We start from the raw sequence: 25,377 nt of genomic DNA, 5'->3' as shown, positions 1-25,377 counted from the left end.
GGGTGCGTGGCCCGCATCCGATTCCCCGCGCGCACGGTCGCAGCGTTCGCCGGAGTGATCGCATTCGCGCTCGCTGCCGCCCGGGAGGTGCTGCGGCGCCAGGCCGCGCACGCCCGCCGGCAGATCGGCAAGCCGCTCGGCGAGCAGGCGCCCTCGGCCGACCGCGTGTGGCGTCCCGGCTACGACGGCACGCCCATCGAGCTCCTCGTGCTGGGGGACTCGATCGCCGCGGGGCTCGGGGCCGAGCGGCGCAAGGACACCCTCGGCGCCCGCCTCGCCCGCGCGCTCGCCCGCCGCACGCAGCGACCCGTGCGCCTGCGCACCGCGGCGGTGGTCGGCTCCGAGTCCGCTGCGCTCGCCGGCCAGCTCGACGCCCTGCCCGACGACTATCGCGCGGATGTGGCCGTGATCGTGGTGGGCGGCAACGACGTGACGCACCGCATCCCGATCTCCCGCTCGGTCGCATCGTTGGAGGAGGCGATCGAGCGGCTGCGCCTGGAGGGCACCGAGGTCGTCGTCGGCACCTGCCCGGACCTCGGCGCACTGCGTCCGGTGCCGCAGCCGCTGCGCTCGCTCGGCTCTCGCCTGTCGCGCCAGCTCGCTCAGGCGCAGGCGCGCGTCGCAACCGCCGCGGGCGCCTGGGCCGTGTCGTTGCGGCACGTCGTGGGGCCGTTCTTCATCTCGAACCCCGACGAGATGTTCAGCCTCGACCGTTTCCACCCGAGCGCGGTCGGCTACCGCCGCACCGCCGACGCGCTGCTGCCTTCGGTGCTCGCCGCCCTGGGCGAGGAGGTTCGGTTGCCGACCGGACACCAGCCTCCTGACACGCGGGACGCGCTCGCCGGCAGGGGTTGACCTGGTCGCGCGCGGCCCGATTGGCTGGCGGCATGAGCGACACGAACCCGGCACCTACGCCGGACGGCTGGCGCGCCGTCGACGCATACCTGACCGAGACGCTGGTCGAGGCGGACCCCGCGCTGGAGGATGCCCGCGCGGCTCAGGATGCGGCGGGCCTTCCCGCCATCGAAGTCGTTCCGCTGACCGGCAAGCTGCTGCACCTGCTGGCGCGGATGATCGGCGCACGCCGGGTGCTCGAGATCGGCACCCTCGGTGGATACTCCACGATCTGGCTCGCGCGCGCCGTGGGTGAGCGGGGTCGGGTGACGACGATCGAGGCCGAGCCGCGCAACGCCGCGGTGGCACGGCGGAGCATCGACCGCGCGGATGTGGGCGAGCGCGTCGAGATCCGGCAGGGGAGGGCGGCGGATGTCCTGCCCCAACTGGAGGGCCCGTTCGATCTGGTCTTCATCGACGCCGACAAGGAGTCCAACACGATCTACCTCGACTGGGCTGCACGCCTCGGTCGCGAGGGGACCGTGGTCGTGGTCGACAACGTCGTGCGCGCCGGCCGCATCGTCGATCCGGAGAACCACGAGAGTCAGGTCGAGGGCGTGCGGCGCTCGCTGTCGATGCTCGCCGACGACGATCGGTTCGACGCGACGGCGGTGCAGACCCTCGATGCGAAGGGCTGGGACGGCTTCGCGGTGGCGCTCATCACGCATCCGGGGCTTTCTTCCGGTGGGTCTCGCGCCGAGCGTCACTAGACTCGGAAGCGGACCGATGTCGCTCCGAGATCACACCCCCAAACTCAAGGAGTCCCCTGTGGCACTTATCGAGGCTGTAGGCGCGCGCGAAATCCTCGACTCGCGCGGTAACCCGACCGTCGAAGTGGAGGTGCTCCTCGATGACGGTGTCGTGCAGCGTGCGGCAGTGCCCTCCGGCGCATCCACCGGCGCGTTCGAGGCGTACGAGCTGCGCGACGGCGACAAGAGCCGTTACGGCGGCAAGGGCGTGCTGAAGGCCGTCAACGCCGTCATCGACGAGCTCGGCCCGGCGATCGAGGGTGTCGAGGCGAGCGAGCAGCGCGTCATCGACCAGATCCTCATCGAGACCGACGGCACCGAGAACAAGTCGCGCACCGGCGCGAACGCGATCCTCGGCGTGAGCCTGGCCGTCGCCAAGGCCGCCGCCGACTCGGCCGACCTTCCGCTGTTCCGCTACCTGGGCGGCCCGAACGCGCACCTGCTGCCCGTTCCGCTGTTCAACGTCATCAACGGTGGCGAGCACGCCGACAACGGCATCGACTTCCAGGAGTTCTTCCTCGCGCCCATCGGCGCCGAGACCTACGCCGAGTCGCTGCGCTGGGGCACCGAGGTCTACCACGTCCTCAAGGGCGAGCTGAAGGCGGCCGGCTACAACACGGGCCTGGGCGACGAGGGCGGCTTCGCCCCCGACCTCCCCAGCAACCGCGAGGGCCTCGACTTCCTGCTCAAGGCCATCGAGAAGGCGGGCTTCACGCCCGGCTCCGACATCGCCGTGGGCCTCGACGTCGCCGCGACCGAGTTCTACAAGGACGGCGTGTACACCGTCGAGGGCAAGCCGTGGAGCCCCGCGCAGCTCGTCGACTACTTCGCCGACCTGGTCGCCAACTACCCGATCGTCACGATCGAGGACGCCCTCGCCGAGGACGACTGGGACAACTGGAAGGCCCTCACCGACGCCATCGGCACCAAGGTGCAGCTCGTCGGCGACGACCTTTTCGTCACCAACCCGAAGCGCCTGCAGCAGGGCATCGACCTCGGTGTCGCCAACGCGCTGCTCGTGAAGTTCAACCAGATCGGCTCGCTCACCGAGACGCTGGATGCGGTGGCTCTGGCCACCAGCAACGGCTACCGCTCGATGTGGTCGCACCGCTCGGGTGAGACCGAGGACACCACGATCGCCGACCTCGCCGTCGCGACCAACGCGGGTCAGATCAAGACCGGTGCGCCCGCTCGGAGCGAGCGCGTCGCGAAGTACAATCAGCTTCTGCGCATCGAAGAGGAACTGGGTGAGGCGGCTGTGTTCGCCGGCCGTGCCGCGTTCCCGCGCTTCAAGGGCTGAGTGACGACTAGCCGTCACTGAACGAGAGGAGGAGCCGTGGCAGCACGAACGGCTCCTCCTTCTCGTTCCCGGCGTTCTTCGGATGCGCCCCGGCGCCGCGTCGACGTGCGCGACTGGCTCGGCGGCATCCGGCTCTCCGGCTTCATGATCATCATGCTGGGCCTGGTCGTGCTGGGCGTGCTCGTGCTGGTGCCGACCGTGGGCACGTACCTCGATCAGCAGCAGCGGATCACGGCGCTCAAGAACTCGGTGCAGCTCACGGAGTCGCAGATCGCCGACCTGCAGGCGCAGAGCGAACGCTGGGACGATCCGGCCTACATCACGACGCAGGCGCGTGAGCGGCTGTACTACATGAACCCGGGCGAGATCGCCTACATCGTCGACAACGACCTGACGGCGGCGCAGCAGCCGCGCGAGCAGGATGCGGTCAGCGACGAGGTGCAGCAGACACGCACCGACTGGATGGCGCAGCTCGTGGGCTCCGTCATCACCGCCGGCGCCGCCAAGACGGCGGTCGCCGACCCCACGGCTCCCGCGGACGGCGGGACGCCCGCCACTCCCGCGCCCTGAGCCCGGCCTCCCAGGCGGCTCACGGTAGCCTGGGAGGGTGAGTTCCGCGCCTTTCCCCCCGGTCACCGACGCCGAGCTCGCGGTGCTCCGCTCCCAGCTGGGGCGCCCGGCGCGCGATGTCGTCGGGATCGCCGCGCGCTGCGTATGCGGCAACCCGACCGTCGTCGCCACCGCACCGCGACTGGCCGACGGCACGCCGTTCCCCACGTTCTACTACCTCACGCATCCCGCCGCGACCGCGGCGATGTCGACGCTCGAGGCCGAGCATGTGATGCCCGAGTTCGCGGCCATGCTCGACGACGAAGACACCGCTGCCGCCTACACCGCGGCGCACGAGGCTTACCTCGCCGACCGCGAGAGCTTCGGCGAGGTGCCCGAGATCGCCGGGATCTCCGCGGGTGGCATGCCCACCCGCGTGAAGTGCCTGCACGCCCTCGCCGGTCACTCCCTGGCGGCCGGCCCCGGAGTCAACCCGATCGGCGACGCGGCGCTCGAGCGCAGCACCTGGTCGCCGACTCGCTGCGTGTGCGCCGACCCCGGCGCGGCGCTGGCCGAGGGCACCCCGGGGTGAGAAAGCTCGCCCTGCGGGTCGCCGCCGTCGCGGTTCTCGTCGCGCTGACGGCGGGTGTCGCGCCCGCTGCGTACGCGCAGACGACGCCCGCGCCGGTGCCGCAGGAGAGCCCGGGTGTCGACCCGATGCGCGCGCAGGAGTACTGGCTCGACGCGTACGGCATCCGCAAGGCGTGGGAGACCACGCGCGGCAAGGGCGTGAAGATCGCGATCATCGACACGGGCATCGGCAAGGCGCCTGAGTTCGACGGCGCGGTGATCGGCGGAACGGATGTATCGGGTCTCGGCACGGCGGACGGGCGAACGCCCGTGGGCGCGGTCGACGCGAACCACGGCAGCTGGGTGGCGTCGCTCGCCGCATCCCGCGGACTGCCGAACGAGACGGGCATGATCGGGGTCGCGCCGGAAGCCTCACTGCTGTCGGTGTCGGTCGGGTTCGGCACGAGCTCGCCGGTGCCGTTCTCCGAGCAGATCGCCAACGCGATGCGGTGGTCGGTCGACAACGGCGCGAAGGTCATCAACCTGTCGTTCACAACGAACACGCTCGACTGGGATCCGAGCTGGGACGACGCGTTCCAGTACGCCTTCGAGCACGACGTGGTCGTGATCGTGGCGGCGGGAAACCGCGGTTCGGGCACCGCCCGTGTGGGTGCGCCGGCGACGATCCCCGGTGTGCTGCCGGTCGCAGGTGTGGACCCGCAGGGCAAGGCGAGTGTGGAGGCGTCGACGCAGGGCATCACGCTGGGCGTCTCGGCGCCCAGCGAGCAGCTGCTCGGGGTCTCGGCCGACGGCCAGGTGGTCGTGTGGAAGGGCACGAGCGGTGCGGCGCCGATCGTGGCGGGCATCGCCGCGCTCGTGCGGGCTGCGCATCCGGAGCTGGATGCGGCGAACGTGATCGAGCGGCTGATCGCGACGGCGAAGGCACCTGCCGGGGTGGGTTCGCTGCCGGACGACCAGTACGGGTATGGCCTGGTGGATGCGGCCGCGGCGGTGTCCGCATCCGTTCCGCAGGTCTCGGCGAATCCGATGGGAGACCTGTCGGAGTGGATCCGCGTACACCGTCGGGCGGAGGAATCCCCGGCGCCGTTGCCGACGGTGGGGGAGGCGTCGGTGCCGCCGCTGCCGCCCGCCGAGGCGGGTTCCCGGCCGGCATCTCCGCTGCTTCCTAGCATGGATACGCTTTTGTACGGGTCGATCCCGTTATTGGTGTTCTCGGTGGCCGCTATACTGATAGCGCTCGGCGTCAGTGCTGCTGTCCGTCGCATCCGATTGGCGCGTGTCGAACGCGCGCGCAGCCGTTGAATCGTCTAGGAGTTCGTTCCACCGTGACCAGCACCGTGCCCAGGATCCTCATTGTCGGCGGCGGCTACGCCGGCTTCTACACCGCCTGGAAGCTTGAGAAGCATCTGCGCAAGGGCGAAGCAGAGGTCACCATGGTCGACCCGCTTCCCTACATGACGTACCAGCCGTTCCTGCCCGAGGTCGCCGCGGGTGAAATCGAGCCGCGGCACGCGGTGGTGGGTCACCGTCGTCACCTGAAGCGCACGCGCGTCGTGGCCGCGAAGGTGACCGGCATCGACCACGCGAACAAGGTCGCCACGATCACGCCCGAGATGGGTGAGCCGTGGCAGGAGGAGTACGACCAGATCGTCGTCACCGCCGGTGCTGTCTCGCGTACGTTCCCGATCCCGGGCATCGCCGAGAACGCGATCGGTCTGAAGACGATCGAGGAGGCCGTCGCGATCCGCGACCGCCTGATCAAGAACTTTGAGCTGGCGTCGAACCTGCCCGCCGGCCCCGAGCGCGACCGCCTGCTGAGCGTCGTCGTCGTCGGTGGCGGCTTCGCGGGTATGGAGGTGTTCGCCGAGCTGCGCGCCCTGGCGTCGTCGCTCGTGAAGGATTACCCGACGCTGACGTTCGACGACACGCACTTCCACCTCATCGAGGCGATGGGGCGCATCATGCCCGAGGTGTCGCAGAAGACGAGCGAGTGGGTGCTGAAGAGCCTCGCCGAGCGCGGCGCGTTCGTGCACCTCGACACGCAGGTCAAGGGCGCCGTCGACGGCAACGTCGAGCTCTCGACCGGTGAGGTCATCCCCACCGACCTGATCGTATGGACCGCCGGCGTCATGGCGAACCCGACCGTCGTGCGCGGGGGAGACCTGCCCGTCGAGGAGCGCGGCCGCATCCGTGCGCGCGCCGACCTCCGCGTGGGTACGCCCGAAGATGTCGTCGAGGGCGCCTGGGCCGCCGGTGACGTCGCGGCCGTTCCCGACCTGTCGGGTGGCGGCGTGGGCGGCTACTGCGTGCCGAACGCGCAGCACGCCGTGCGTCAGGCGAAGCTCATGGCCAAGAACATCACCGCCGTGATCCGTGGCGAGCTGCCGCGCGAGTACGTGCACAAGAACCTCGGCGCCGTCGCGGGCCTGGGGCTGTACAACGGTGTGTTCCAGTCGGGCAAGTTCGCGATGAAGGGCTTCTTCGCCTGGCTCGCGCACCGCGGCTACCACGGCCTGGCGATGCCGTCGTGGGAGCGCAAGTGGCGCGTGATCGGCGACTGGCTGCACAACTTCTTCCTGGGCCGTGACAACGTCACGCTCATCACGGTGCAGAACCCGCGCGAGACGTTCGAGGCCTTCGCCGCGCGTCCGCGTCCGGCGGCTGCCGAGGCTCCGGTCGAGAAGCCCGCCACCCCTCCGATCGACCCGAAGAGCGCCGCGAAGGATGAGGGTGAGGCCGCCGTGGCTCCCGCCGAGAAGGACAAGAAGGTCGCCGCGAAGGGCTGACCCTCTCCCGCTTGGATGCTGCCCCCGTCGCTTCGGTGACGGGGGCAGCGTCATGCGCGGGCGACGCCCGGCGGCGCGCTAGCGTGGAGGCGGGCCCCCATAGCCCAATGGCAGAGGCAGGCGACTTAAAATCGCTTCAGTCTGGGTTCGAGTCCCAGTGGGGGCACAACGGGTGTAGAGGGACGTTGCCGTCCTCTGCGCCTCTGCTCTGGAGCGCAGCGTTGGGTTGCTAATGCCGATACTGGGTGCTGCGGGGCTTCGTAGTCGGTTTGATGATGCGGTGAAAGGCGTGTTGAAGCGGAACCCAGACGAGCGGGATGCAGGTACGTTCACACGGCGCGTTCAAATAGAGGTATCCATGCCGTGCCCGACACAGAGCCGGTCTTCCAGAACACTGGGGCCACGTTGTTCGGGCAGTTGAACTCGAACAGGGTCAAGAGAGCGCGGCCTCCGAATCCCAGCGGGTTGTTAGGAACAAGCGCCTTTCCAATCGAAGTCGTCATCATCTCGGCATCCTCGCGCTCCTTTGCAGTGTCGAAGACTCCTGAGCCTGGGCTGAATGGCCTGAAGCGTTCGCCGAGAAACGTTCCTCCGACTCGTTCAATGTGGATCGGTCCTGGAACAGAAGGGAGATCCGCCTCATCAGCGACAACGCAGGCGCCCACGACGATATGAACTCGCTCCACCCAATCCTCACCCATGCCCATGACGATGTCGGTGAGCTTCTCCAGTTCTTTCGTTAGATGGGTACCTGAACCGCAGTAGTCATCGAGCAAGAAAAGAACAACATCGTTGTCGAGGGCGCGAGCGCGCTCGGGTAGCACTTCGGGCCGGATTACGTTTGCCTTCTTGATCTTGAGCGCCTTGGTGAGCGATGACAATGTGCCTTGGGTGCTATCGCCGGCAACGCCGTGCTCGATGAGGAACGCATTACGCAGATAGTGGCTGTTAGCCTCTCGGACTAGTGAGCGATTCACCATGAGCTTTCCCACGGCGGTCACAAGTCTTGGTAGTTCGGTGTTCTGAAGACGCGTCGTGGTGAAGTAGCCGTCGAGGATCATTCGTCGAAGCATTTTGAAAGCGAGATACTGACGATCATTCCCGCCGAACTGTTCCAGCCACGCCTTCAGTCGGATCTCTGTCACCTGCTCACCGCCGTATCGCAGGTTTTTCGCGAGCCCTACGAGGTCAGAATCGGTGATCATTCGAACGGTGGCGGTCGCGTGCTTAGACGTGGCGTAGACACCATCTAGTGCCCGCCCGCCCGCCGCGAGTAACCACACTCCAACGAGCGGAATGCTAAGTAGGAGCCGGTCTCCGGATGGACCTGTACGCACGATCTCCCGCGACTTCAGCGACGCGATCGATTGTGTTAGCTCTTCTGTAGTTGCGGTCTGAATCCAACTCTGTGAAACGCGAGCGACCTCGTCAATCGCCGCTGGAGCCAGGGCATCGCCTCCGCATCTGGCAACCGACCGAAGAACGGCACTTGTCACGATTGCTGAACGTGAAGTGTGATCAAGCCCAGCCGCGCTGTCAGCCCACAAATGGATGAAGTGCGAGTCCGACGCCTCTCGCGCCACCGCATCTGCCGCCTCGTCGACATCGCTCGCGGTGACGACGGAGCGAGAGGTGTCTCGCATGTTTTGCCATAGACGCTGTGCGAGCAAGGTCTCGTAGTACGGGTTCCCAGCGCACAGATAGTGTGCGCGATCCACAGCCTCGGAGATCCATTCGAGGCGCTCGACGGTTGGAGACTCCAGGAGCTCGGCCGTGGAAACACGCGATGCGAAGTTGGTAACCGACACTGGGACAACCTGGTTGAGCTTGTGAGCTTGGGCCTGAATAATCGACGGCAGTATCTCGCTGCCGACCACGATCAAGTTGAGCCAGGGTTCGTCGACCAGCGATCTAAGGAACAGGAACAGCGCGTCCGCTTGCGGTCCGCGGATGAGATGTGGCGGGAGCTCATCGAAGTCGTCGATAGCCACGACGACCCTGGCCTCGGGGGGCAGCGCCCTAGAGACTGTGCGAAGCCAGCGGTTGGCCGCGCGCGCGAAGTTGCTTACGTCCTGCTCAGCAACTTCAGGTACCACGGCCATGACACCCCCGTAAGCCTCACGTGCGGCGTCGAGAATCTCGTCTAGCAGAGCGAACACGAGGTCCCCGGCGAGCTGTTCCGGTCCGAGAGCTCGACCTAACGGAAGGAGGCTCCCCGCCCAGCCGCGACTGTCGCGAGCAGCGCGCAGTAGCACGCGAGTGAGCGAGGTCTTCCCTACTCGCTTGTGTCCTGTGATGTATGCGGAGGCTCGACCTGCGAGAAGCGCGTCGAGGCGCGCGAGATCTTCGGCTCGCCCGACGAGGCGTCCGGGCTCCGAAATTGTGCCGAGACTGAATGGGTTCTCATCGTCGGAAGCCCAGGCGACAGGCATCTGGTCCTCCGCCGACACTTGCTGAGACTTAACGAACTGTTGGAGTAGAGCATCGCTCCACTGAGTCTCACACGTCAGCGTGACCGCCCGCTTGGCGGTTCCGCTGGCAACGACCGTTACCGCAATGTCGGATTGTGACCCTGGGCCCAACGAAGTGAGACGGGCAGAAGAATCAATGCCCAGATCCGCTTCTCGAACTCGCAAAACCACGTCTTCGGCGACAGCGTTACCAGAATTGGTCACTGCAAAGCGGATTTGGTATTCAGAACCCTCGGCAGCGCTGAAAGGAATCTTGGCTGAAAGAAGACGTATCGAGAGGTCCGGCCTGGAGCTGTCTCCCAGCCTGATCATGGCCGAATCGATATGGGCGATCGCCTGTTGCAGCAATGGAGATACAAAGTCGAGGAGCAGTGCGCTCCCGGACCGCGCCAGCATCGATCGTACTTCCACCAGCTCGGTTCTGCGGTCAAGCAGATCGCGATGTGTGGTGCCATCAATGCCGACTGCTCGCTCAGCATCTTCCGCGATCTCGAGGCACTCGCGGAACAGACTGCCTTCGAATTCGTCCAGGAACTGTACGAAGTGATGCGAGCCGTCGCGGAGCGCGCGGGCGGGGGATGTCTCATCGCGCGCCGAGAGATACATTTTCTGCGTGGACCGCTTGTACTTCGGCGCGATCGATGAGGCGGCTGCCGCTGTGCTTCGCACATCCGCCTGCGACAAGTCGTACTGGGCGCTCCAAGCTGACCTGAGTTCCGCCTTCTGCTTGTTTGTGTAGGCGGCGAGCACAGTCTCGTGGCCCATCGTGGCGACTAGACGTGCGGTGTAGGCACTCCAGGCGCGCGTGCTAGCCAAGTCGTTCGCGACGAAGTCGCCAATCGCCTTCTCCACGGTGGAGTCGATGAGGTCCGCGTCGTCCGGCAGGCACCGCTGCAAGTACTCGCAGGCCGATGTCCAAGAACGACGGAGGTCGGTTGCCTCTCCGGTCTCAATTGCCGCCAGCTCGACTACCAGGCGGATCCAGTTCCACGTGCGCAGAGCATCTGCCCCGCTCGTTGGACCCCAGTCAGGTCCGAGCAGACTGAGCTGGTCGCTCAGCTCGGACTTCGCCTGCCCATACTTGTTCTCGCGAAAGGCAGACCAAGCACGCTCCACACTTGACGGCGCACCGCCGAGCATGCCTGAGCTGGGCCAGTTTGCCGTCGCGGAGACTAGCGGATCTGGTGGCGTCGAGAACGTGGTCGTGAGCCAAGCAGGGGTCGGATGGACCCGAACCTGCTGGCGAGGGGAATTCTTCGGTGCTTGAGGCGGCGGGTCAGAGCGGTGACGAGTTCCGTTGCGGCGTCGATCGCCCAGTTCTCTCGCGAACTGATTGATCACTTCCGAGAACTCGGCCTGCGACAATCCAAGGGTCGAGCGCCAGTCAGAGTCGTCCATTTCGACTCCACTCAAGCGTCTTCGGATTGCGGCCGCCCCCGCCCTCTGGGCGCTGCTCGACGTAGGCAGAACGTCAAAGAGCTTCTCGGCGGACATGGCGATTGCTAGCCGTTGCGATTGTGATAGACCTGACTGGCTCACGCTCGTTTTCAGGTGCGCGCCAAATCGATATAGGAATCTGACTCGCCCCGGCATGTCCGGAGAGCGTTTTGCTGGTGTCAGCCGGCTTTTCGGACCGGTTCGATGCGAGCGTAGTCGAGCTGCTCGACCTCGAGGGGCGTGAGGTCGTCGATAGAGCCGTGGGTGCGCTCCGTGTTGAACCAGAGCACCCAGGACGCGGTCGCCGCCTCGACCTGATCGATGTCGTGCCAGGGCCCGTCGTGATGGATGAGTTCGGACTTGTAGAGCCCGATCTGTGACTCCGCGAGGGAGTTGTCGTATGCGTCGCCGACGGATCCGACCGACGGGTCGATGCCTTCGTCGACGAGCCGGTCGGTGAAGGCAATCGAGGTGTAGACGCTGCCCGCGTCGGTGTGGTGCGTGAGCCCGGCGAACCCGATGACGCCTTCGCGGCGGCGGGTGAACAGGGCCATGTCGAGGCAGTCCAGCACGAGCGGAGTTGTCATCGAGGTCGCCGCTCTCCACCCGATGATGCGGCGGGAGTGCGCGTCGAACACGAACGCGACGTAGACCCATCCGGACCACGTCCAGACGTAGGTGAAGTCGGCGACCCAGAGCTGGTTCGTGCGGAACCGGGCGAAGTGCCGGTCGACGAGGTCCGCGGGCCTGGTCTCCCGCAGATCCGTATCGACGGGACGTTTCCGTTTCCCGCGGACGACACCGGTGATCCCGAGCTCGCGCATGAGGCGTTCGACCGTGCAACGGGCGATGTCGTGCCCGTCGCGACGCAACCGCAGCCAGAGCTTGCGGGCCCCGAGCACCTTCCGGTGCGTCTGCCATGTGGTCAGGATGATCGGCTTCCACCTCTCGTCCGACACAATACGTGGTGACGGACCGCGGCCCCTCGCGTCGTAGTAGGTCGATGGGGCGATCTTCACGCCGTGCTGGGTGAGCACGGCGCAGATCGACTCGACACCCCATCGGAGGCCACCGTCGGCGCGATCCCTATGCGCGTCGATGAAGCCGACTATCGCCCTCGTGGCCGGTCGAGTTCGGCCGCGAAGAAAGCCGAAGCCGCCTTCAAGATCTCGTTCGCCCGCCGCAGTTCCGCGTTCTCCCGCTTTAGCCGCTTGATCTCCACCGCGGCGTCGGTCGTGATTCCGGGCCGGTCGCCCGCGTCGACCTGCTGCCTGCGGATCCACGTGCGGATCGTTTCTGACGACCCGACGCCGAGCATCTGCGCGACAGCGGTCATCGCGGCATACTCGCTCGGATAGTCGGATCGCACCTCGGCGACCATACGGACAGCGCGCTCGCGTAGCTCGCGCGGGTACTTACTGGGACGTCCCATGAGACAGATCCTTCCAAGGAATCCTGTCTCCGGACATGCCGGGGCGAGTCAATCGATTGAAGAGTTCGCGTGACCGCGTTGCAACTGCCTCCTCCAGTGCGACTCTTGCCAATAGCAGTCCTACAGCTGGCTTGTCCTCATGTGGTGCCTGCGCGACAGCCTCGACCAGATCAGCGGATGAACGGTGCGCGTGCTCCTTGGCCAGTTTGGTCAGCCCGTCACCGATGACTCGCCCTCGCGCGTTCAGCAAGGTTCGCGCCGATTCCCCAAGATCGTCGAACAGCATGGCCACACTCTAGAGGGACACCGCCCGCCGAGTGGAGCTATGGCCAGAACTATTACCGGTGACTCCCACACGCCAGTGTCCCCGTGGCCAATGCCCCCAGCCATTTCCGCTTTCGCCGTGCTGGCCGGTGCGTATGTAGTTCCCACGCGGGCCGGTTCCCACTCCGAATCCAGGAACTCCGACCGAAACGCCTACCCCGCCCCGACTCATGTTGAATCGGAATGGTCCGGCTTTGACACTCGTGCGGACGTGGAAGCCCACGCTCACCCCCAGTTTGTAACGCGTCCCCGCGCTTTCTGCTGACACTACTGGCACACGCGATCGCCGCACCGGCTCACTGGCAGTGGAATCCGATCAGGCAGAGGGCGAGCGGGTAAGCCTGAGATCCACCGAACCTGGCGCATCAGTCACAATCGACTCATGATCGCAACCACCCGCGTGGGGCTGCGCCGGATGCGGGCGCTCGATCCGCGTTCGCCCCACCGGGTGGCGAGTCCGCTCGAGCTGCTGTTCGACCTCGTGTTCGTGGTGGCGGTGTCGCAGGCGTCCAGCACGCTGCACCACCTGATCAGCGAGGGGGAGGTAGCCCACGGGCTCCTCTCGTACGCGATGGTGTTTTTCGCCGTGTGGTGGGCGTGGATGAACTTCACCTGGTTCGCTTCCGCGTTCGACACCGACGACTGGCTCTACCGCGTCATGACCATCGCGCAGATGGGCGGCGTGCTCGTGCTCGCCGCGGGCGTGCAGCAGGCGATGGTGTACGAGGACTTCCTCATCGTCACCATCGGCTACGTCATCATGCGCCTCTCGATGGTCGCGCAGTGGCTGCGGGCCGCGATCTCGGATGCGGCATCCCGCCCCACCGCACTCCGCTTCGCCATCGGGGTCGCCGGCGTGCAGGTGCTTTGGGTGGCCCGCCTCGCCCTGCCGGAAGGTGCGCCCCAACTCATCGGCTTCTTCGCTCTCATGCTTGTCGAGATCGCCGTGCCGGTGTGGGCGGAGCGCCACGGACGCACCCAGTGGCACCCGCACCACATAGCCGAACGCTACGGCCTGTTCACCCTCATCCTTCTCGGCGAGAGTCTGCTCGCGAGTGCCAACGCGATGATCGACGCGCTCAGTACGGGCGAGCACACCGGCCAGCTCATCGGCCTCGCCGCATCCGGTGTCGTCATCACCGCCTCCATCTGGTGGATCTACTTCGCCCGCGAACAGGCCGCCCGCCTGCGCAGCACCTCCGACGGCTTCGTCTTCGGTTACCTCCACTACTTCCTCTTCGCCGCCGTCGGCGCCGTCTCCTCCGGCGTCGAGGTCGAGATCGACCACGTCACCGGTGCGACCGAGATCTCCGGCTCTGCCGCCGGCCTCGCCCTCACCCTGCCGCTCGCGCTCTTCCTTCTCGCCACCTGGGCCGTGCTGCTGCGCGGAACCGTACGGCGCACGATCTGGTGGGTGATCCTCGTCGGCATCGCGCTCGTGGCCGCATCCGGACTGCTGCCGGTCGGCGAGTACATCGCCGCTGCGGCCGTCATGATCGGCGTCGTGGCCCTGCTCGAGATCGACGCCTCACGACGAGCGTCGACCCACTCCCACTGATACCGGGGGTGGGCATGGGCTGAGAGTCCGCAACCGCCCGTCATCAGCGCGGGCCGCGGCAGTAGGATGACCCGGAGAGAACGGAGCGCTCGTCATATGTGGGAATGGCTGATCCCTGTCGCGGTCGTCGTACTGATCGTCCTGGTCGTCGGAATCTATCTGTGGGCGACGTACAACTCGCTCGTCCAGCTCAACGTCCGCGTCGACGAAGCCTGGAGCGACATCACGGTGCAACTCAAGCGCCGCGCCGACCTGCTGCCGAGCCTCATCGAGACCGTCAAGGGATACGCCGCCCACGAGAAGGCGGTCTTCGAGAACGTCACCCAGGCGCGCGCCGAGACCATCAACGCGCAGGGCCCCGCCGAAGCGGGCATCGCCGAAGGCCACCTGCAGCAGGCGCTCAAGTCGCTGTTCGCCGTCGCCGAGGCCTACCCGCAGCTCCAGGCCAGCCAGAACTTCCTGCACCTGCAGCAGTCGATCGTCGACACCGAAGACAAGATCCAGGCCTCGCGCCGGTTCTACAACGGCGGAGTGCGGGAGCTCAACACCAAGATCAAGGTGTTCCCCAACAACCTCTTCGCCCGCAACCTCGGCTTCCACGAGCGCGAGTTCTTCGAGGTCGTCGACGGGGCCGCCATCGCGGAACCTCCCCGCATCCAGTTCTGAGGCTCAGCCCGGTTCGTCGCCCGCCAGGGCGACGGGCTCGGGCCGTGAGTCGTGGCGCTCAGCGCCCAGCGCCACCGCGATCTCGTCCGTCGCATCGCCCCACCGCGACACGCTGATCGTCTCCAGCTGCTGCCACGCGGCCGCATCCCGCAAAAGTCCGGCGACCCGCTCCACATCGCCCGGCAGACGCGAGGGCTCCCACCACGCCGACTGCACCCGCAGCACGGATGCGGCGCGATCCGCCTTCAGGTCGATCCGCGCCGCCACGCGGTCGCCGATCACCGCCGGCAGCGAGTAGTAGCCGAACCGCCGCTGCGGCGCGGGCGTGTAGATCTCGATCCGGTACGAGAAGTCGAACAGGCGCTCCGCGCGATCGCGGAACCACACGACCGGATCGAACGGCGTGAGCAGCGCGGCCGCATCCATCGTGCGGGGGAGCGTCGCCTCGCGATGCACCCACGCCGGCGCCGGGCGCCCCGCCCGCGTCCACCCCTCCACCTGCACCGGCTGCAGCTCACCCGCATCCACCAGCTCGCCGATCGCCTGCAGCGTCGCGCGCTGATCTCCGAGCCGCCAGTAGTCGTCGAGGTCGCGCGCCGTCGCGACGCCGTACGCCCGCGCCGCACGACGCACGAGCTCACGCACCGCGTCGTCTTTCGGCGCCTCGACCCCGGCGACGGATGCGGGCAGCACCTGCTCCGCCAACCCGTACACGCGCTCGAACCCGCGGCGCCCGGCGATCGCCACCTCACCCGTGAACCACAGCAGCTCGAGCGCGCTCTTCACGACGCTCCAGTCCCACCACGGACCCCGCGGCGCGCGCGAAGCGTCGTCTTCGATCTGCGCCGGCCGCAGCGGGCCCCGCGCCGCCAGCTCGCCGCGCACCCAGTCGAGCGTCGCCGCGTCGATGCCGCGCCAGCCCTTTGCCTCGTGCCGCGCGCGATAGTGCTGCATCCGGAACGCGAACAGCGGCCAGTCCGCCGCGTCGATGAAGGACGCCTGGTGCGCCCAGTACTCCACGAACGGCGCGCGGCGCTGGAACAGCAGCCGATCGAGCTTCGCGGGGTCGTAGGGACCGAGCCGTGAGAACAGCGGCATGTAGTGCGAGCGCGCGAACACGTTGACCGAGTCGATCTGCAACACCGACATCCGGCGGATCTCGCGACGCAGGTGCACTCCCGTGACCTCGGCGGGCCGCGGAGCCCCCAGACCCTGCGCGCGCAGGGCGATACGTCGGGCTTCGGACCGGCTCAATCTGGCACGCACCGCGTCAGCGTAGCGTCAGCCTCCGACAACTAGACTGGCGAGATGACCGAGCCCGACGAGAAACCTCGCGGATCGTTCTTCGACGCCCTGCGTCAGCGCACCGTCAGCTCCGACACCACGCACAGCGTGCCGCGCGGCGTCCGCATCGCCGCCGCATATTCGTGGCGTTTCCTGCTGATCGCGGCGGCCGTCGGTGTGGCGATCTGGATCATCATCCAGCTGAAGCTGCTGGTCATCCCGCTCCTCATTGCGATTCTCATCGCCGCCCTCGTGTGGCCGGCCTTCACGTGGATGCTGCGTCACCGCTGGCCGCGGTGGCTCGCGATCGTCGCCTCGGTGCTCGGCACCGTCGCCATCGTCTCGGGCCTGTTCTGGCTCGCGATCTGGCAGATCACCCGCGAGTGGGGATCGGTGCGCGACCGCACCGTCGGCGCGATCGAAGACCTCCGTGCCTACCTCATCGACGGCCCGCTGCACCTCACCGCCGACCAGATCGACGGGATGCTGCGCCAGGGCCTCGGCATGCTCGAACAGCAGGCGTCGCTTCTGTGGTCGGGCGCGCTCGCCATCGGCTCCACCGTCGGCCACGTCGCCACCGGCCTCCTGCTGACCGTCTTCATCCTGCTCTGCGTGCTCGCCGACGGCGGCGGCATCTGGAAGTGGGTCATCCGGCTCTTCCCGAAGGCCGCCCGCCCCGCGGTCGACGGCGCCGGCAAGTCCGGTTGGCTCACCGTCGTCACCTACGCCCGCACCCAGCTGCTCGTGGCCACGATCGACGCGATCGGCATCGGCCTCGGCGCCTTCCTCCTGGGCGTGCCCCTCGCCATCCCGGTCGGCGTGCTCGTCTTCCTCGGTGCGTTCATCCCCTTCGTCGGAGCCGTCCTCACCGGCGCCCTCGCGGTCTTCCTCGCCCTCGTCTACAACGGGCCCTGGATCGCGCTGTGGATGCTGGTGGTCGTGCTCGGCGTGCAGCAGATCGAAGGCCACATCCTGCAGCCCATCCTCATGGGCACCGCCGTCAAGGTGCATCCGCTCGCCGTCGTGCTCGTGGTCGCCGGCGGCGCGATGATCGCCGGCATCCCGGGCGCCCTGTTCGCCGTGCCGCTGGCCGCCTTCGTCAACGTCTTCGTCCTCTACCTCTCCCGCCGCGCGTGGGAGACCGGTAGGCCACCCGAACCGGACGAACTCATCTGGAGCACTGTGCCCCGCGAACGAAGGAGAACGACGCGGTGAGTCTTCCCACACTGGCCGACTTCGAGGATGCTGCGCGCACCCTCACCGGCCTGATCACCCGCACGCCCATGGACGAGTCGCAGGTGCTCAGCGAGATCGTGGGCGCCCCGGTGATCCTGAAGATGGAGAACCTGCAGCGCACGGGCTCGTTCAAGATCCGCGGCGCGATCTACCGGCTCTCCCGCCTCACTGCCGAGGAGCGCGCCCGCGGTGTCGTCGCCGCATCCGCTGGCAACCACGCCCAGGGCGTCGCGCTCGCGGCGCAGCGCCTCGGCATCCCCGCGACGATCTTCATGCCGCTGGGCGTCCCCGTGCCGAAGCTGCTGGCCACCCGCGGCTACGGCGCCGAGGTCATCCTCGAGGGAGACACCGTCGAGACGCCGCTGCGCCTGGCTGCGGAGTTCGCCGAGCGCACCGGCGCCGTGCTCATCCACCCGTTCGACCACCGCGACATCGTGGTGGGCCAGGGCACGCTCGGGCTCGAGGTCTACGACGACCTTCCGACCGTCGACACCGTCGTGCTCGGCATCGGGGGAGGCGGTCTCACCGCGGGCGTCGCCGCCGCCATCAAGGCCCGCGCCGCCGCCGAGGGGCGCACCGTGCGCATCATCGGCGTGCAGGCAGCCAACTCCGCCGCGTACCCGGCATCCCTCGCCGCGGGCGAGCCCCTGGAGGTCGCCACGACGCCGACGATCGCCGACGGCATCGCGGTCGCCCGCCCCGGCGATGTGCCGTTCGAGATCATCCGCGAACTGGTCGACGAGGTCGTCACCGTCGGTGAGGACGACATCGCCCGCGCGATCCTCATGCTGCTCGAGCGCGCGAAGCTCGTCGTGGAGCCCGCGGGTGCCGTGGGCGTCGCCGCCCTCATGACGGGCAAGATCTCCGCATCCGGACCGCTCGTCACCGTGCTCTCCGGCGGCAACATCGACCCGTTGCTGCTGCAGCGCGTGATCTCGAACGGACTGAGCGCCGCCGGCCGCTACATGACGATGCGCATCCCGCTGCCGGATCGTCCGGGCCAGCTCGTGCAGGTGTCGGAGGTCATCGCGCGCGTCGGCGCGAATGTCACCGAGGTGCTGCACACCCGCCACGGGCAGGGGCTTCAGATCAGCCAGGTCATCCTGCAGGTGAGCGTCGAGACGCGGGGCGTCGAGCACCGCGCCGAAGTGATCGCAGCACTGGAGGCTGCGGGGTTCGCGCCGGTCGTCGTCGCCGACTGACCGGCGCGTCCGCGCTCACTGACCCGTGTAGGTCTCGACCTTCACGACCTCGACCGCGATCTCGCGGCCGTTGGGGGCGGTGTACGAGGTCTTCTCGCCCTCGCGCAGGCCCAGGATGGCGGCGCCCAGCGGCGACGCCTCGCTGTAGACGTCGAGCTCGCTGCCCGCCGCGATCTCGCGGTTGCCCAGCAGGAACACCTCTTCACCACCGGCGACGATCGCGGTCACCACGGTGCCGGACTCGACCACACCGGTCGACTCGGGAGCCTCGCCCACCTTGGCGTTCTTCAGCATCGCCTGCAGCGTGCGGATGCGGGCCTCCTGCTTGCCCTGCTCGTCCTTCGCGGCGTGGTAGCCGCCGTTCTCCTTGAGATCGCCCTCTTCGCGAGCAGCCTCGATACGCTTCGCGATCTCCTCGCGGCCGGTCGTGGACAGGTGCTCGAGCTCGGCGACCAGCCGGTCGTAGGCGTCCTGAGTGAGGAAGCTCACCGTTGCGTCAGAAGACACGGTCTCTCCTTCGTCGTGAGTCACGGCGCAAGGCGCCGCAACTATGCCAAGACGCCCTGGCGGTTGCCAGGGCGTCGTCGATCAGTTTCCGTCAGCCTACGGCACCCAGCATCCGTTGACCAATCCCGTGGTCGCCTCAGCGGTGATCGGAATCTGCTCGACGAAAGCGCGCGTGTGGTCGGGGGAGGGCGGGTACTCGACGACCCGCCAGCCCACCACGCCGTGCTCCTCGTCCTGCGCCTCGAGCACGCAGGCGACCGCCGTGTTCGGCGGCACGGTGACCTGGAAGGAGACGCTCGTGGTGTGCTCGTCGACCAGCTGGTAGCCCGTCGTCACCGCATCCACCGACGACGAGCTCGCCGAGAACGCGTACCACCCGGCGACGATCACCGCGGCGGCGATACCGACTGACGCGAAAACGGCCCAGAAACGGCCGGAACGGGCACCGCGGGTGCGGCCGTAACGCTCGTCGAGCAGCTGTTGCGTCGTCATGGACCCTCGGATCGGGAATTAGGCTTGAGTCCAGGCTAAGCGCTCGCGCGCGGAACGGAGACATCCATGCACCTGGCCGTGTGGCTCGCCGAGGTGACCCCGACCCCGACGCCGACCGATGTCGACCCGCTGCTCGTGACGCCCGGCCCCTGGGGCTTCGCGGCCATCGCGCTCGTGGGTGTCGCGGTGATCCTCCTGGTCTGGGACATGCTGCGCCGCATCCGTCGCGGGCGCTACCGGTCCGAGATCCGCGAGCAGCTGGATGCGGAGGAGCTGGCGGCGAAGCAGGGTGACGCCGCCGAGCGCGACTCCGAGACCGACGACGAGGACATCGACCCGGCCCAGCGCTGAGGCTTTAGCCGTTGTAGGCGGGCGAGAGGCAGATGAGCAGGCATGCCGCCCAGTGGCAGAGGAACGCCAGCACGGTGCACACGTGGAAGATCTCGTGGAAGCCGAACTTTCCGGGCCACGGGTTGGGGCGCTTGAGCGCGTAGACGACGGCGCCGCCGGTGTAGAGCAGTCCGCCGACGATGACGAGCACCATCATCGCGACGTTCGCATTGAGCAGGTCGACGATGTACATGACCGCTGCCCAGCCGAGCAGGATGTACAGCGCGACGTACAGCCACCGCGGTGCGTGGATCCAGAACACCCGGAAGAGGATGCCGAGGATCGCCCCGCCCCAGACGAGGCTCAGCAGCAGCACGGACTTCTCGGGCGGAAGCGCCAGCACCGCGAGCGGCGTATAGGTGCCCGCGATCAGCAGCAGGATGTTGGCGTGGTCGATCCGCTTCAGGACCACCTTCGTGCGCGGCTTCCAGTCGAAGCGGTGATACAGCGCGGAATTGCCGAACAGCAGCAGCGAGGTGGTCATGAACACGGCCGCCGACCACTTGGCCGCGGGGCCGTGCGCGAGCACGATCAGGACGATGCCGGCGGCGATCGCGACCGGGAAGGTGCCCGCGTGGATCCAGCCGCGCCAGGTGGGGCGGATCTCCGTGTTGGCATCCTTCTCAGCGGCGTCGATCAGCGGCAGCGAGGGCACGTCGGGAACGCCGGAGGGGGTCATGTGCCCAGGGTATGCCGCGGGGTATGCCGCAGGCCGCACATAGCCTCAGCGTTCGCCGAATGCGCGTGTCTCCTGCCGTGCTGGCGGTAGCGTAGGGGAGTGACCAGCGGTCGGGAGAGTGAGGGGCGGGGCCCCCTCTACCGTCTCTACAGCAATCGTCTTCGCCGGCAGATCCCGCCCGCATCCGTTCCTCGACACGTCGCGATGATGATCGACGGCAACCGGCGCTGGGCGCGTCAGCTGGGGTACGACTCCGCGGCGCACGGGCACCGTGCGGGCGCGGCCAAGATGCGTGAGTTCCTCCGCTGGTGCGATGAGCTCGGGGTGAAGGTCGTCTCGCTCTATCTGCTGTCGATCGACAACCTCACCAAGCGCGACTCGAAGGAGCTGGCCGATCTCATCGAGATCATCGCCGAGCTCGCCGACGAGCTGTCGCACGAGCGCGACTGGCGCGTGCAGCACGTGGGTCGCGCGGCTCCGCTGCCCCAGGAGCTCGCTCACGTGCTGGCCGACGTGCAGGAACGCACGGCGGGCAACACCGGCATGCACGTCAACCTCGCCGTCGGCTACGGCGGCCGCGGCGAGATCGTGGATGCGGTGCGCAGCATCATCACGCAGTACGACCACACCGGCGGCTCGCTGGAAGAGCTCGCCGAGAGCCTCACGCCCGAGCAGATCGGCGAGCACCTCTACACGGGCGGCCAGCCCGACCCCGACCTCGTCATCCGCACCTCGGGCGAGCAGCGCCTCAGCGACTTCCTGCTCTGGCAGTCGGCCCACAGCGAGTTCTACTTCGTGGAGGCGCTGGGTCCCGACCTCCGCGAGGTCGATCTGCTGCGCGCCATCCGCGACTACGCGCGCCGCGACCGCCGCTTCGGCAAGTGAGTGCCGCGAGCTCGTTAACGAAGACGTAACGCGACACACCCGCATCCGCTCTGGCAATCGCACCCGCGCGCGTCGTACGGTCATCACAACGGGCACGGCGCCCGTTCGGGTCGGCCTCAGGAAGCGACTCGCTACCCACCGGTCGACTCGAGAGACCCCGGGCCACGGGCCCGGAAGGGGAGTGGGTTGTGACCACACGAGCACCACACCAGCAGCAGCGGGCGACCGTCCAGCAGAGCGCAGATCAGGAAACTGACCTGCGCTCTTATGTTTTGGACACCTCGGTGCTTCTGAGCGATCCCCGAGCGTTCTTCCGCTTCGCGGAGCACTCGGTCGTGATCCCCGTCGTCGTCATCACCGAACTGGAGGCCAAGAGACATGATCCGGAGCTGGGTTACTTCGCGCGCCAGGCGCTGCGGCACCTCGATGAGCTTCGCGTCGAGCACGGTCGCCTCGACTTCCCCGTCCCCGTCGGCGCCGGCGGATCGCTCCGGGTCGAACTGACCAACACCGACCCGTCGGTGCTCCCGAGCGGCATGCGGCTCGGCGACAACGACACCCGCATCCTCGCCGTGGCCATGCACCTCCAGCAGGAGGGGCACGACGTGACGGTGGTCTCCAAGGACCTCCCGATGCGCGTCAAGGCCGCCTCGCTCGGCATCCTCGCGGAGGAGTACCTCGCCGAGCAGGCCGCGGACTCGGGCTGGACCGGCATCGCCGACATCAGCGTCTCGGGCGACGAGATGAGCGACCTGTACGAGAGCGACGTCGCCTTCAGCGACGACGTGCGGGGTCTTCCCGTCAACACAGGCCTCATCGTGCACTCCGAGCGCGGCTCCGCCCTCGGCCGCGTCACCGGTGACGGCGAGTTCCGGCTCGTGCGCGGCGACCGCGACGTGTTCGGTCTGCACGGCCGCTCCGCGGAGCAGCGCATCGCGATCGACCTGCTGTCGGACCCGGATGTGGGCATCGTCTCGCTCGGCGGGCGCGCCGGCACGGGCAAGTCGGCGCTCGCCCTGTGCGCGGCGCTCGAGGCGGTGCTGGAGCGTCAGCAGCAGCGCAAGATCATCGTGTTCCGTCCGCTGTTCGCGGTCGGCGGCCAAGAGCTCGGCTACCTCCCCGGCGACGCGCAGGAGAAGATGAACCCCTGGGGTCAGGCGGTCTTCGACACGCTCGGGTCCGTCGTGAGCTCGAACGTGCTGGAAGAGGTCGTCGCGCGTGGCATTCTCGAGGTGCTGCCGCTGACCCACATCCGGGGCCGCTCCCTGCACGACGCGTTCGTGATCGTGGACGAGGCGCAGTCGCTCGAGCGCAACGTGCTGCTGACGGTGCTCAGCCGCATCGGCCAGAACTCCCGCGTCGTGCTCACCCACGACGTCGCCCAGCGCGACAACCTGCGGGTCGGACGCCATGACGGCATCGCCTCGGTGATCGAGACGCTCAAGGGACACGGGCTGTTCGGGCACGTCACCTTGACGCGCTCGGAGCGCTCCGCGATCGCGGCCCTCGTGACCGACCTCCTGGAGGCGGGGGAACTCTCGTGACGCCGCATGAGAGCTTTCTCACCCGATCCTCCTTGTGCTCTCACGGCAGCAGCGGATGATGGAGAACACGGATGACGCGACACTGTCATTCACCGCTGGAATGAGTTCCCCCAGACTCTGACGGCGAAGAAAAACTGGAGAAGCAATCCGCCACCGATTCCCCCCCGGTGAGGTGGCGGGCATCACGGGTTCGGGTCCCGTGGTCTCTCTGTGGCCCCCGGCGTCCCCCAGCGCCGGGGGCCTTCCTCATGCCCGGGCGCGCGAGGTCACCGGCCGTCGGGCCGGTGCGGATGCGGGGCGCTCACTCCCAGCGGTAGCCCGCGCCGCGCACCGTGACGATGCGCTCGTGACCGAACTTGGCGCGCAGGTAGCGCACGTACACGTCGACCACGTTGGAGCCCGGGTCGAAGTCGAGCCCCCAGACCCGGCTCAGCAGCTGCTCGCGGCTGAGCACCTGACCGGGGTGGCGCAGGAACTGCTCGGCGAGGGCGAACTCCCGCGCCGAGAGGTCGATCTCGCGGCCCTCGACGCTCGCGCGCCGCGAGAGGACGTCGAGGATGACGTCGCCGTGGACGATCGCGATGCTGCCGGTCGCGACGTTCTCACGCAGGCGCGAGCGCACGCGCGCGAGGAGCTCGTCGAACTTGAACGGCTTCGGTACGTAGTCGTTCGCGCCGGCGTTGAGGCCGTCGACCGTGTCACGGGTGCTGCTGCGGGCGGTCAGCATGATGACCGGCAGGTGCGAGCCCTGACCGCGCAGGTGCCGGAGCACCTCGAAACCGTCCATGCCCGGCAGCCCCACATCCAGCAGCAGGAGATCGATCTCACCCGAGAGCGCACGCTCGAGAGCGTCATCACCGTCCTCGACCACCTCGGTGGCGAATCCCGCGGACTCCAGTCCCCGCTTCACGAAAGCGGAGATGCGGGGTTCATCCTCCGCGATCAGGATCAAGGTCATGTGGTTGCCTCTCGCTGCAGAACGACGTCGCCGGCGCGCACGGGCGTCGGGACCAGAGTGGACGGATGGCCGCTGGTCGGTACGCGCACCGTGAAGGTGGCGCCGCCGCCGGGAGTGTCGGTCACATCGACGGAGCCGCCGTGGGCCTGCGCGATCGCCTCGACGATGGCCAGACCCAGACCCGAGCCTTCGACGGAGCGGTTCGCGTCGACGCGGGCGAACCGCTGGAAGATACGGCGCCGGGCCGCCGGGGGGATGCCCGCACCGTGATCGCGGACCCACAGCCGTGCCTCGCCCTCGACGACGTCGCTGCCGACCTCGATGGGGCTCCCTGCCGGCGTGTATTTCGCGGCGTTGTCGGCGAGCTGCAACCAGGCCTGGGTGAGCCGGTCGGCGTCCGCGACCACCACGCCGCGCGCGCTCCGGGCGAGAGAGAAAGGGTGGCCCGAGATGGCGGAGACGAGCTCGCCGACGCGCTCGGTCAGTGTTCCGAGGTCCACGGGGCGCATCTCGAACTGATCACCCTGAGCCGACGACAGCAGGTCGATGTCGTCGACGAGACGCGTCATCCGATCGAGCTCGGAGATCCCCATGTCGCGGATGCCGATGACATCCTCGCGATCGTCGACGTTCATCATCTCGAGGTGGCCGCGCACGATCGTGATGGGCGTCTTCAGCTCGTGCCGGATGTCGTCGAGCAGCTGCCGTTGGCTGCTGACGGAGGCCTCGAGGCGGTCGAGCATGGAGTTCATGGTGCGCGAGAGGTCGGCGATCTCGTGGTCGCCCTCCTCGGGAACGCGCGTGCCGAGATCGTCGAGCGTCACCGCATCCGCCGCTTCGCGCAGCTGGCGCAGAGGCGAGAGCAGCCGGCCGGTGAAGAACCAGCTCGCGAAGCCGAGCGCGGCCATGACGACCACCGCGGCGATGACGTACGTCACGATCGACGCCTGGAACGGCGCCATCTCTGCTTCCATGTCGACGCCGCGCAGGTAGATGCCCGTCTCGCCGCCGATCTGCACCGGCAGCGCGACGTAACGCACTTCGCCCTGGTCGGTCGACACGGTGCCCAGCACGATGTCGCTGCCGGTGGCCGCTTCCGTCGCCGCCGCGACGACGGCGGGGTCTTCGATCGCGCGGAAGAGGTTTCCCGCCGAGGGGGACACCACGATCTCACCGTTGACGACGCCGACGACGCCCTCCGTCTGCGAGGGCAGGAAGCCGGTCACGGTGCGCGTGAGGTAGATGCCGGGGGACGGGGCATCGCCCACGGCCCGCAGGGCCTGCACCTTCTCGATCAGACGGTCGTCCACGTCGTCGACGAGACGCGCCCGCTGGATCCAGAAAGAGACTCCGCCCGCGACGATCAACCCGACGCACGCCACAAGGAGGATCGCCCCCAGAGTCTTCACGCGCGCCGAGAGCATTCTCGGCGTCTGCTTCACC

At 67.8% G+C, this 25,377-nt stretch carries 24 protein-coding genes and 1 tRNA gene; 15 read left to right on the top strand and 10 right to left on the bottom strand.

Translation table 11 applies throughout. The annotated features are described in order from the left end of the window. Positions 1-6: 6 nt before the first annotated feature. The 8 genes from EHF32_RS06975 (at position 7) to EHF32_RS06940 (ending at position 7,035) form a co-directional block, all read left to right on the top strand. Positions 7-855, top strand: coding sequence for an SGNH/GDSL hydrolase family protein (locus EHF32_RS06975; protein WP_443189861.1), 849 nt, complete (start codon positions 7-9; stop codon positions 853-855). Between the two features lie 32 nt (positions 856-887). After that, positions 888-1,604 carry an O-methyltransferase gene (locus EHF32_RS06970; RefSeq protein WP_137417507.1) on the top strand — a complete coding sequence of 239 codons (717 nt, stop codon included), beginning with the start codon at positions 888-890 and terminating at the stop codon, positions 1,602-1,604. Between the two features lie 58 nt (positions 1,605-1,662). Next, entirely contained in the window at positions 1,663-2,943 is a 1,281-nt protein-coding gene (gene eno / locus EHF32_RS06965; RefSeq protein WP_137417506.1) for a phosphopyruvate hydratase, read from the top strand. Between the two features lie 36 nt (positions 2,944-2,979). Next, on the top strand, positions 2,980-3,513 hold the full coding sequence (locus tag EHF32_RS06960; protein WP_137417505.1) for an FtsB family cell division protein: 534 nt from the start codon (positions 2,980-2,982) through the stop codon (positions 3,511-3,513). 37 nt (positions 3,514-3,550) lie between these two features. After that, positions 3,551-4,084 carry a DUF501 domain-containing protein gene (locus EHF32_RS06955; RefSeq protein ID WP_137417504.1) on the top strand — a complete coding sequence of 178 codons (534 nt, stop codon included), beginning with the start codon at positions 3,551-3,553 and terminating at the stop codon, positions 4,082-4,084. Next, positions 4,081-5,385: a S8 family peptidase gene (locus EHF32_RS06950; RefSeq protein ID WP_337678156.1), complete on the top strand. Its 1,305-nt coding sequence runs from the start codon at positions 4,081-4,083 to the stop codon at positions 5,383-5,385. Before EHF32_RS06955 ends, EHF32_RS06950 begins: the two co-directional genes overlap by 4 nt. A gap of 35 nt (positions 5,386-5,420) precedes the next feature. After that, entirely contained in the window at positions 5,421-6,869 is a 1,449-nt protein-coding gene (locus EHF32_RS06945) for an NAD(P)/FAD-dependent oxidoreductase (RefSeq protein ID WP_137419152.1), read from the top strand. A 93-nt stretch (positions 6,870-6,962) separates the two neighbouring features. Continuing rightward, positions 6,963-7,035 (top strand) — tRNA-Leu (locus EHF32_RS06940). Positions 7,036-7,198: 163 nt separating this feature from the next. Here the strand turns inward: EHF32_RS06940 and EHF32_RS06935 are convergent. The 4 genes from EHF32_RS06935 to EHF32_RS16215 all read right to left on the bottom strand — a co-directional run bounded on the left by EHF32_RS06935 (position 7,199) and on the right by EHF32_RS16215 (position 12,705). After that, entirely contained in the window at positions 7,199-10,834 is a 3,636-nt protein-coding gene (locus tag EHF32_RS06935; protein ID WP_161594068.1) for a phosphoribosyltransferase-like protein, read from the bottom strand. Positions 10,835-10,956: 122 nt separating this feature from the next. Beyond that, a protein-coding gene (locus EHF32_RS06930; RefSeq protein WP_137416810.1) for an IS3 family transposase occupies positions 10,957-12,209 on the bottom strand; the annotation gives its coding sequence in 2 pieces (ribosomal slippage) (positions 10,957-11,927 and positions 11,927-12,209; 1,254 coding nt in all). Then, a complete protein-coding gene (locus tag EHF32_RS06925; RefSeq protein ID WP_137417502.1) occupies positions 12,193-12,495 on the bottom strand; it encodes a hypothetical protein in 303 nt (100 codons plus the stop codon). Before EHF32_RS06925 ends, EHF32_RS06930 begins: the two co-directional genes overlap by 17 nt. Before the next feature lie 9 nt (positions 12,496-12,504). Then, positions 12,505-12,705 carry a hypothetical protein gene (locus tag EHF32_RS16215; RefSeq protein WP_443189867.1) on the bottom strand — a complete coding sequence of 67 codons (201 nt, stop codon included), beginning with the start codon at positions 12,703-12,705 and terminating at the stop codon, positions 12,505-12,507. A gap of 210 nt (positions 12,706-12,915) precedes the next feature. On the opposite strand from EHF32_RS16215, the gene EHF32_RS06915 reads away from it, so the two are divergent. Continuing rightward, a complete protein-coding gene (locus EHF32_RS06915; RefSeq protein ID WP_137417501.1) occupies positions 12,916-14,091 on the top strand; it encodes a low temperature requirement protein A in 1,176 nt (391 codons plus the stop codon). Positions 14,092-14,187: 96 nt separating this feature from the next. Further along, complete coding sequence (locus EHF32_RS06910) at positions 14,188-14,757, top strand: LemA family protein (RefSeq protein ID WP_137417500.1); 570 nt, start codon at positions 14,188-14,190, stop codon at positions 14,755-14,757. Between the two features lie 3 nt (positions 14,758-14,760). Here EHF32_RS06910 and EHF32_RS06905 read toward each other — a convergent pair whose 3' ends face one another. Beyond that, positions 14,761-16,023, bottom strand: coding sequence for a winged helix-turn-helix domain-containing protein (locus EHF32_RS06905; protein WP_137417499.1), 1,263 nt, complete (start codon positions 16,021-16,023; stop codon positions 14,761-14,763). Between the two features lie 42 nt (positions 16,024-16,065). Between EHF32_RS06905 and EHF32_RS06900 the strand changes: the two genes are divergently transcribed. Together EHF32_RS06900 and ilvA are read left to right on the top strand one after the other, a co-directional pair. Continuing rightward, positions 16,066-17,256: an AI-2E family transporter gene (locus EHF32_RS06900; RefSeq protein WP_137417498.1), complete on the top strand. Its 1,191-nt coding sequence runs from the start codon at positions 16,066-16,068 to the stop codon at positions 17,254-17,256. Then, a complete protein-coding gene (gene ilvA / locus EHF32_RS06895) occupies positions 17,253-18,479 on the top strand; it encodes a threonine ammonia-lyase (protein ID WP_137417497.1) in 1,227 nt (408 codons plus the stop codon). The genes EHF32_RS06900 and ilvA overlap by 4 nt, the downstream gene beginning before the upstream one ends. Positions 18,480-18,494: 15 nt before the next feature. Here the strand turns inward: ilvA and greA are convergent, their stop codons facing one another. Together greA and EHF32_RS06885 are read right to left on the bottom strand one after the other, a co-directional pair. Then, positions 18,495-18,986: a transcription elongation factor GreA gene (gene greA / locus EHF32_RS06890; RefSeq protein WP_137417496.1), complete on the bottom strand. Its 492-nt coding sequence runs from the start codon at positions 18,984-18,986 to the stop codon at positions 18,495-18,497. 96 nt (positions 18,987-19,082) lie between these two features. Next, on the bottom strand, positions 19,083-19,478 hold the full coding sequence (locus EHF32_RS06885; protein WP_137417495.1) for a DUF4307 domain-containing protein: 396 nt from the start codon (positions 19,476-19,478) through the stop codon (positions 19,083-19,085). A gap of 66 nt (positions 19,479-19,544) precedes the next feature. Here EHF32_RS06885 and EHF32_RS06880 point away from each other — a divergent pair, with 66 nt between their 5' ends. After that, on the top strand, positions 19,545-19,829 hold the full coding sequence (locus EHF32_RS06880; protein ID WP_137417494.1) for a hypothetical protein: 285 nt from the start codon (positions 19,545-19,547) through the stop codon (positions 19,827-19,829). Positions 19,830-19,833: 4 nt separating this feature from the next. Here the strand turns inward: EHF32_RS06880 and trhA are convergent, their stop codons facing one another. Then, positions 19,834-20,547, bottom strand: a complete 714-nt coding sequence (trhA, locus tag EHF32_RS06875) for a PAQR family membrane homeostasis protein TrhA (RefSeq protein WP_137417493.1) — start codon at positions 20,545-20,547, stop codon at positions 19,834-19,836. Positions 20,548-20,646: 99 nt separating this feature from the next. On the opposite strand from trhA, the gene EHF32_RS06870 reads away from it, so the two are divergent. Both EHF32_RS06870 and EHF32_RS06865 read left to right on the top strand, forming a co-directional pair. Continuing rightward, complete coding sequence (locus EHF32_RS06870; protein ID WP_137417492.1) at positions 20,647-21,432, top strand: isoprenyl transferase; 786 nt, start codon at positions 20,647-20,649, stop codon at positions 21,430-21,432. A 188-nt stretch (positions 21,433-21,620) separates the two neighbouring features. Next, complete coding sequence (locus tag EHF32_RS06865; protein ID WP_137417491.1) at positions 21,621-22,976, top strand: PhoH family protein; 1,356 nt, start codon at positions 21,621-21,623, stop codon at positions 22,974-22,976. A 301-nt stretch (positions 22,977-23,277) separates the two neighbouring features. On the opposite strand, the gene EHF32_RS06860 is transcribed toward EHF32_RS06865, so the two are convergent. Next, a complete protein-coding gene (locus tag EHF32_RS06860; RefSeq protein ID WP_137417490.1) occupies positions 23,278-23,934 on the bottom strand; it encodes a response regulator transcription factor in 657 nt (218 codons plus the stop codon). Beyond that, complete coding sequence (locus EHF32_RS15900) at positions 23,931-25,376, bottom strand: sensor histidine kinase (protein WP_238343818.1); 1,446 nt, start codon at positions 25,374-25,376, stop codon at positions 23,931-23,933. The genes EHF32_RS06860 and EHF32_RS15900 overlap by 4 nt, the downstream gene beginning before the upstream one ends. Between the last annotated feature and the right edge of the window lies 1 nt (position 25,377).

Source organism: Microbacterium sp. RG1 (assembly GCF_005347485.1).
In the GTDB taxonomy this organism is placed as follows: Bacteria; Actinomycetota; Actinomycetes; order Actinomycetales; family Microbacteriaceae; genus Microbacterium; species Microbacterium binotii_A.
This window is presented reverse-complemented; position numbering and strand designations above follow the sequence as displayed.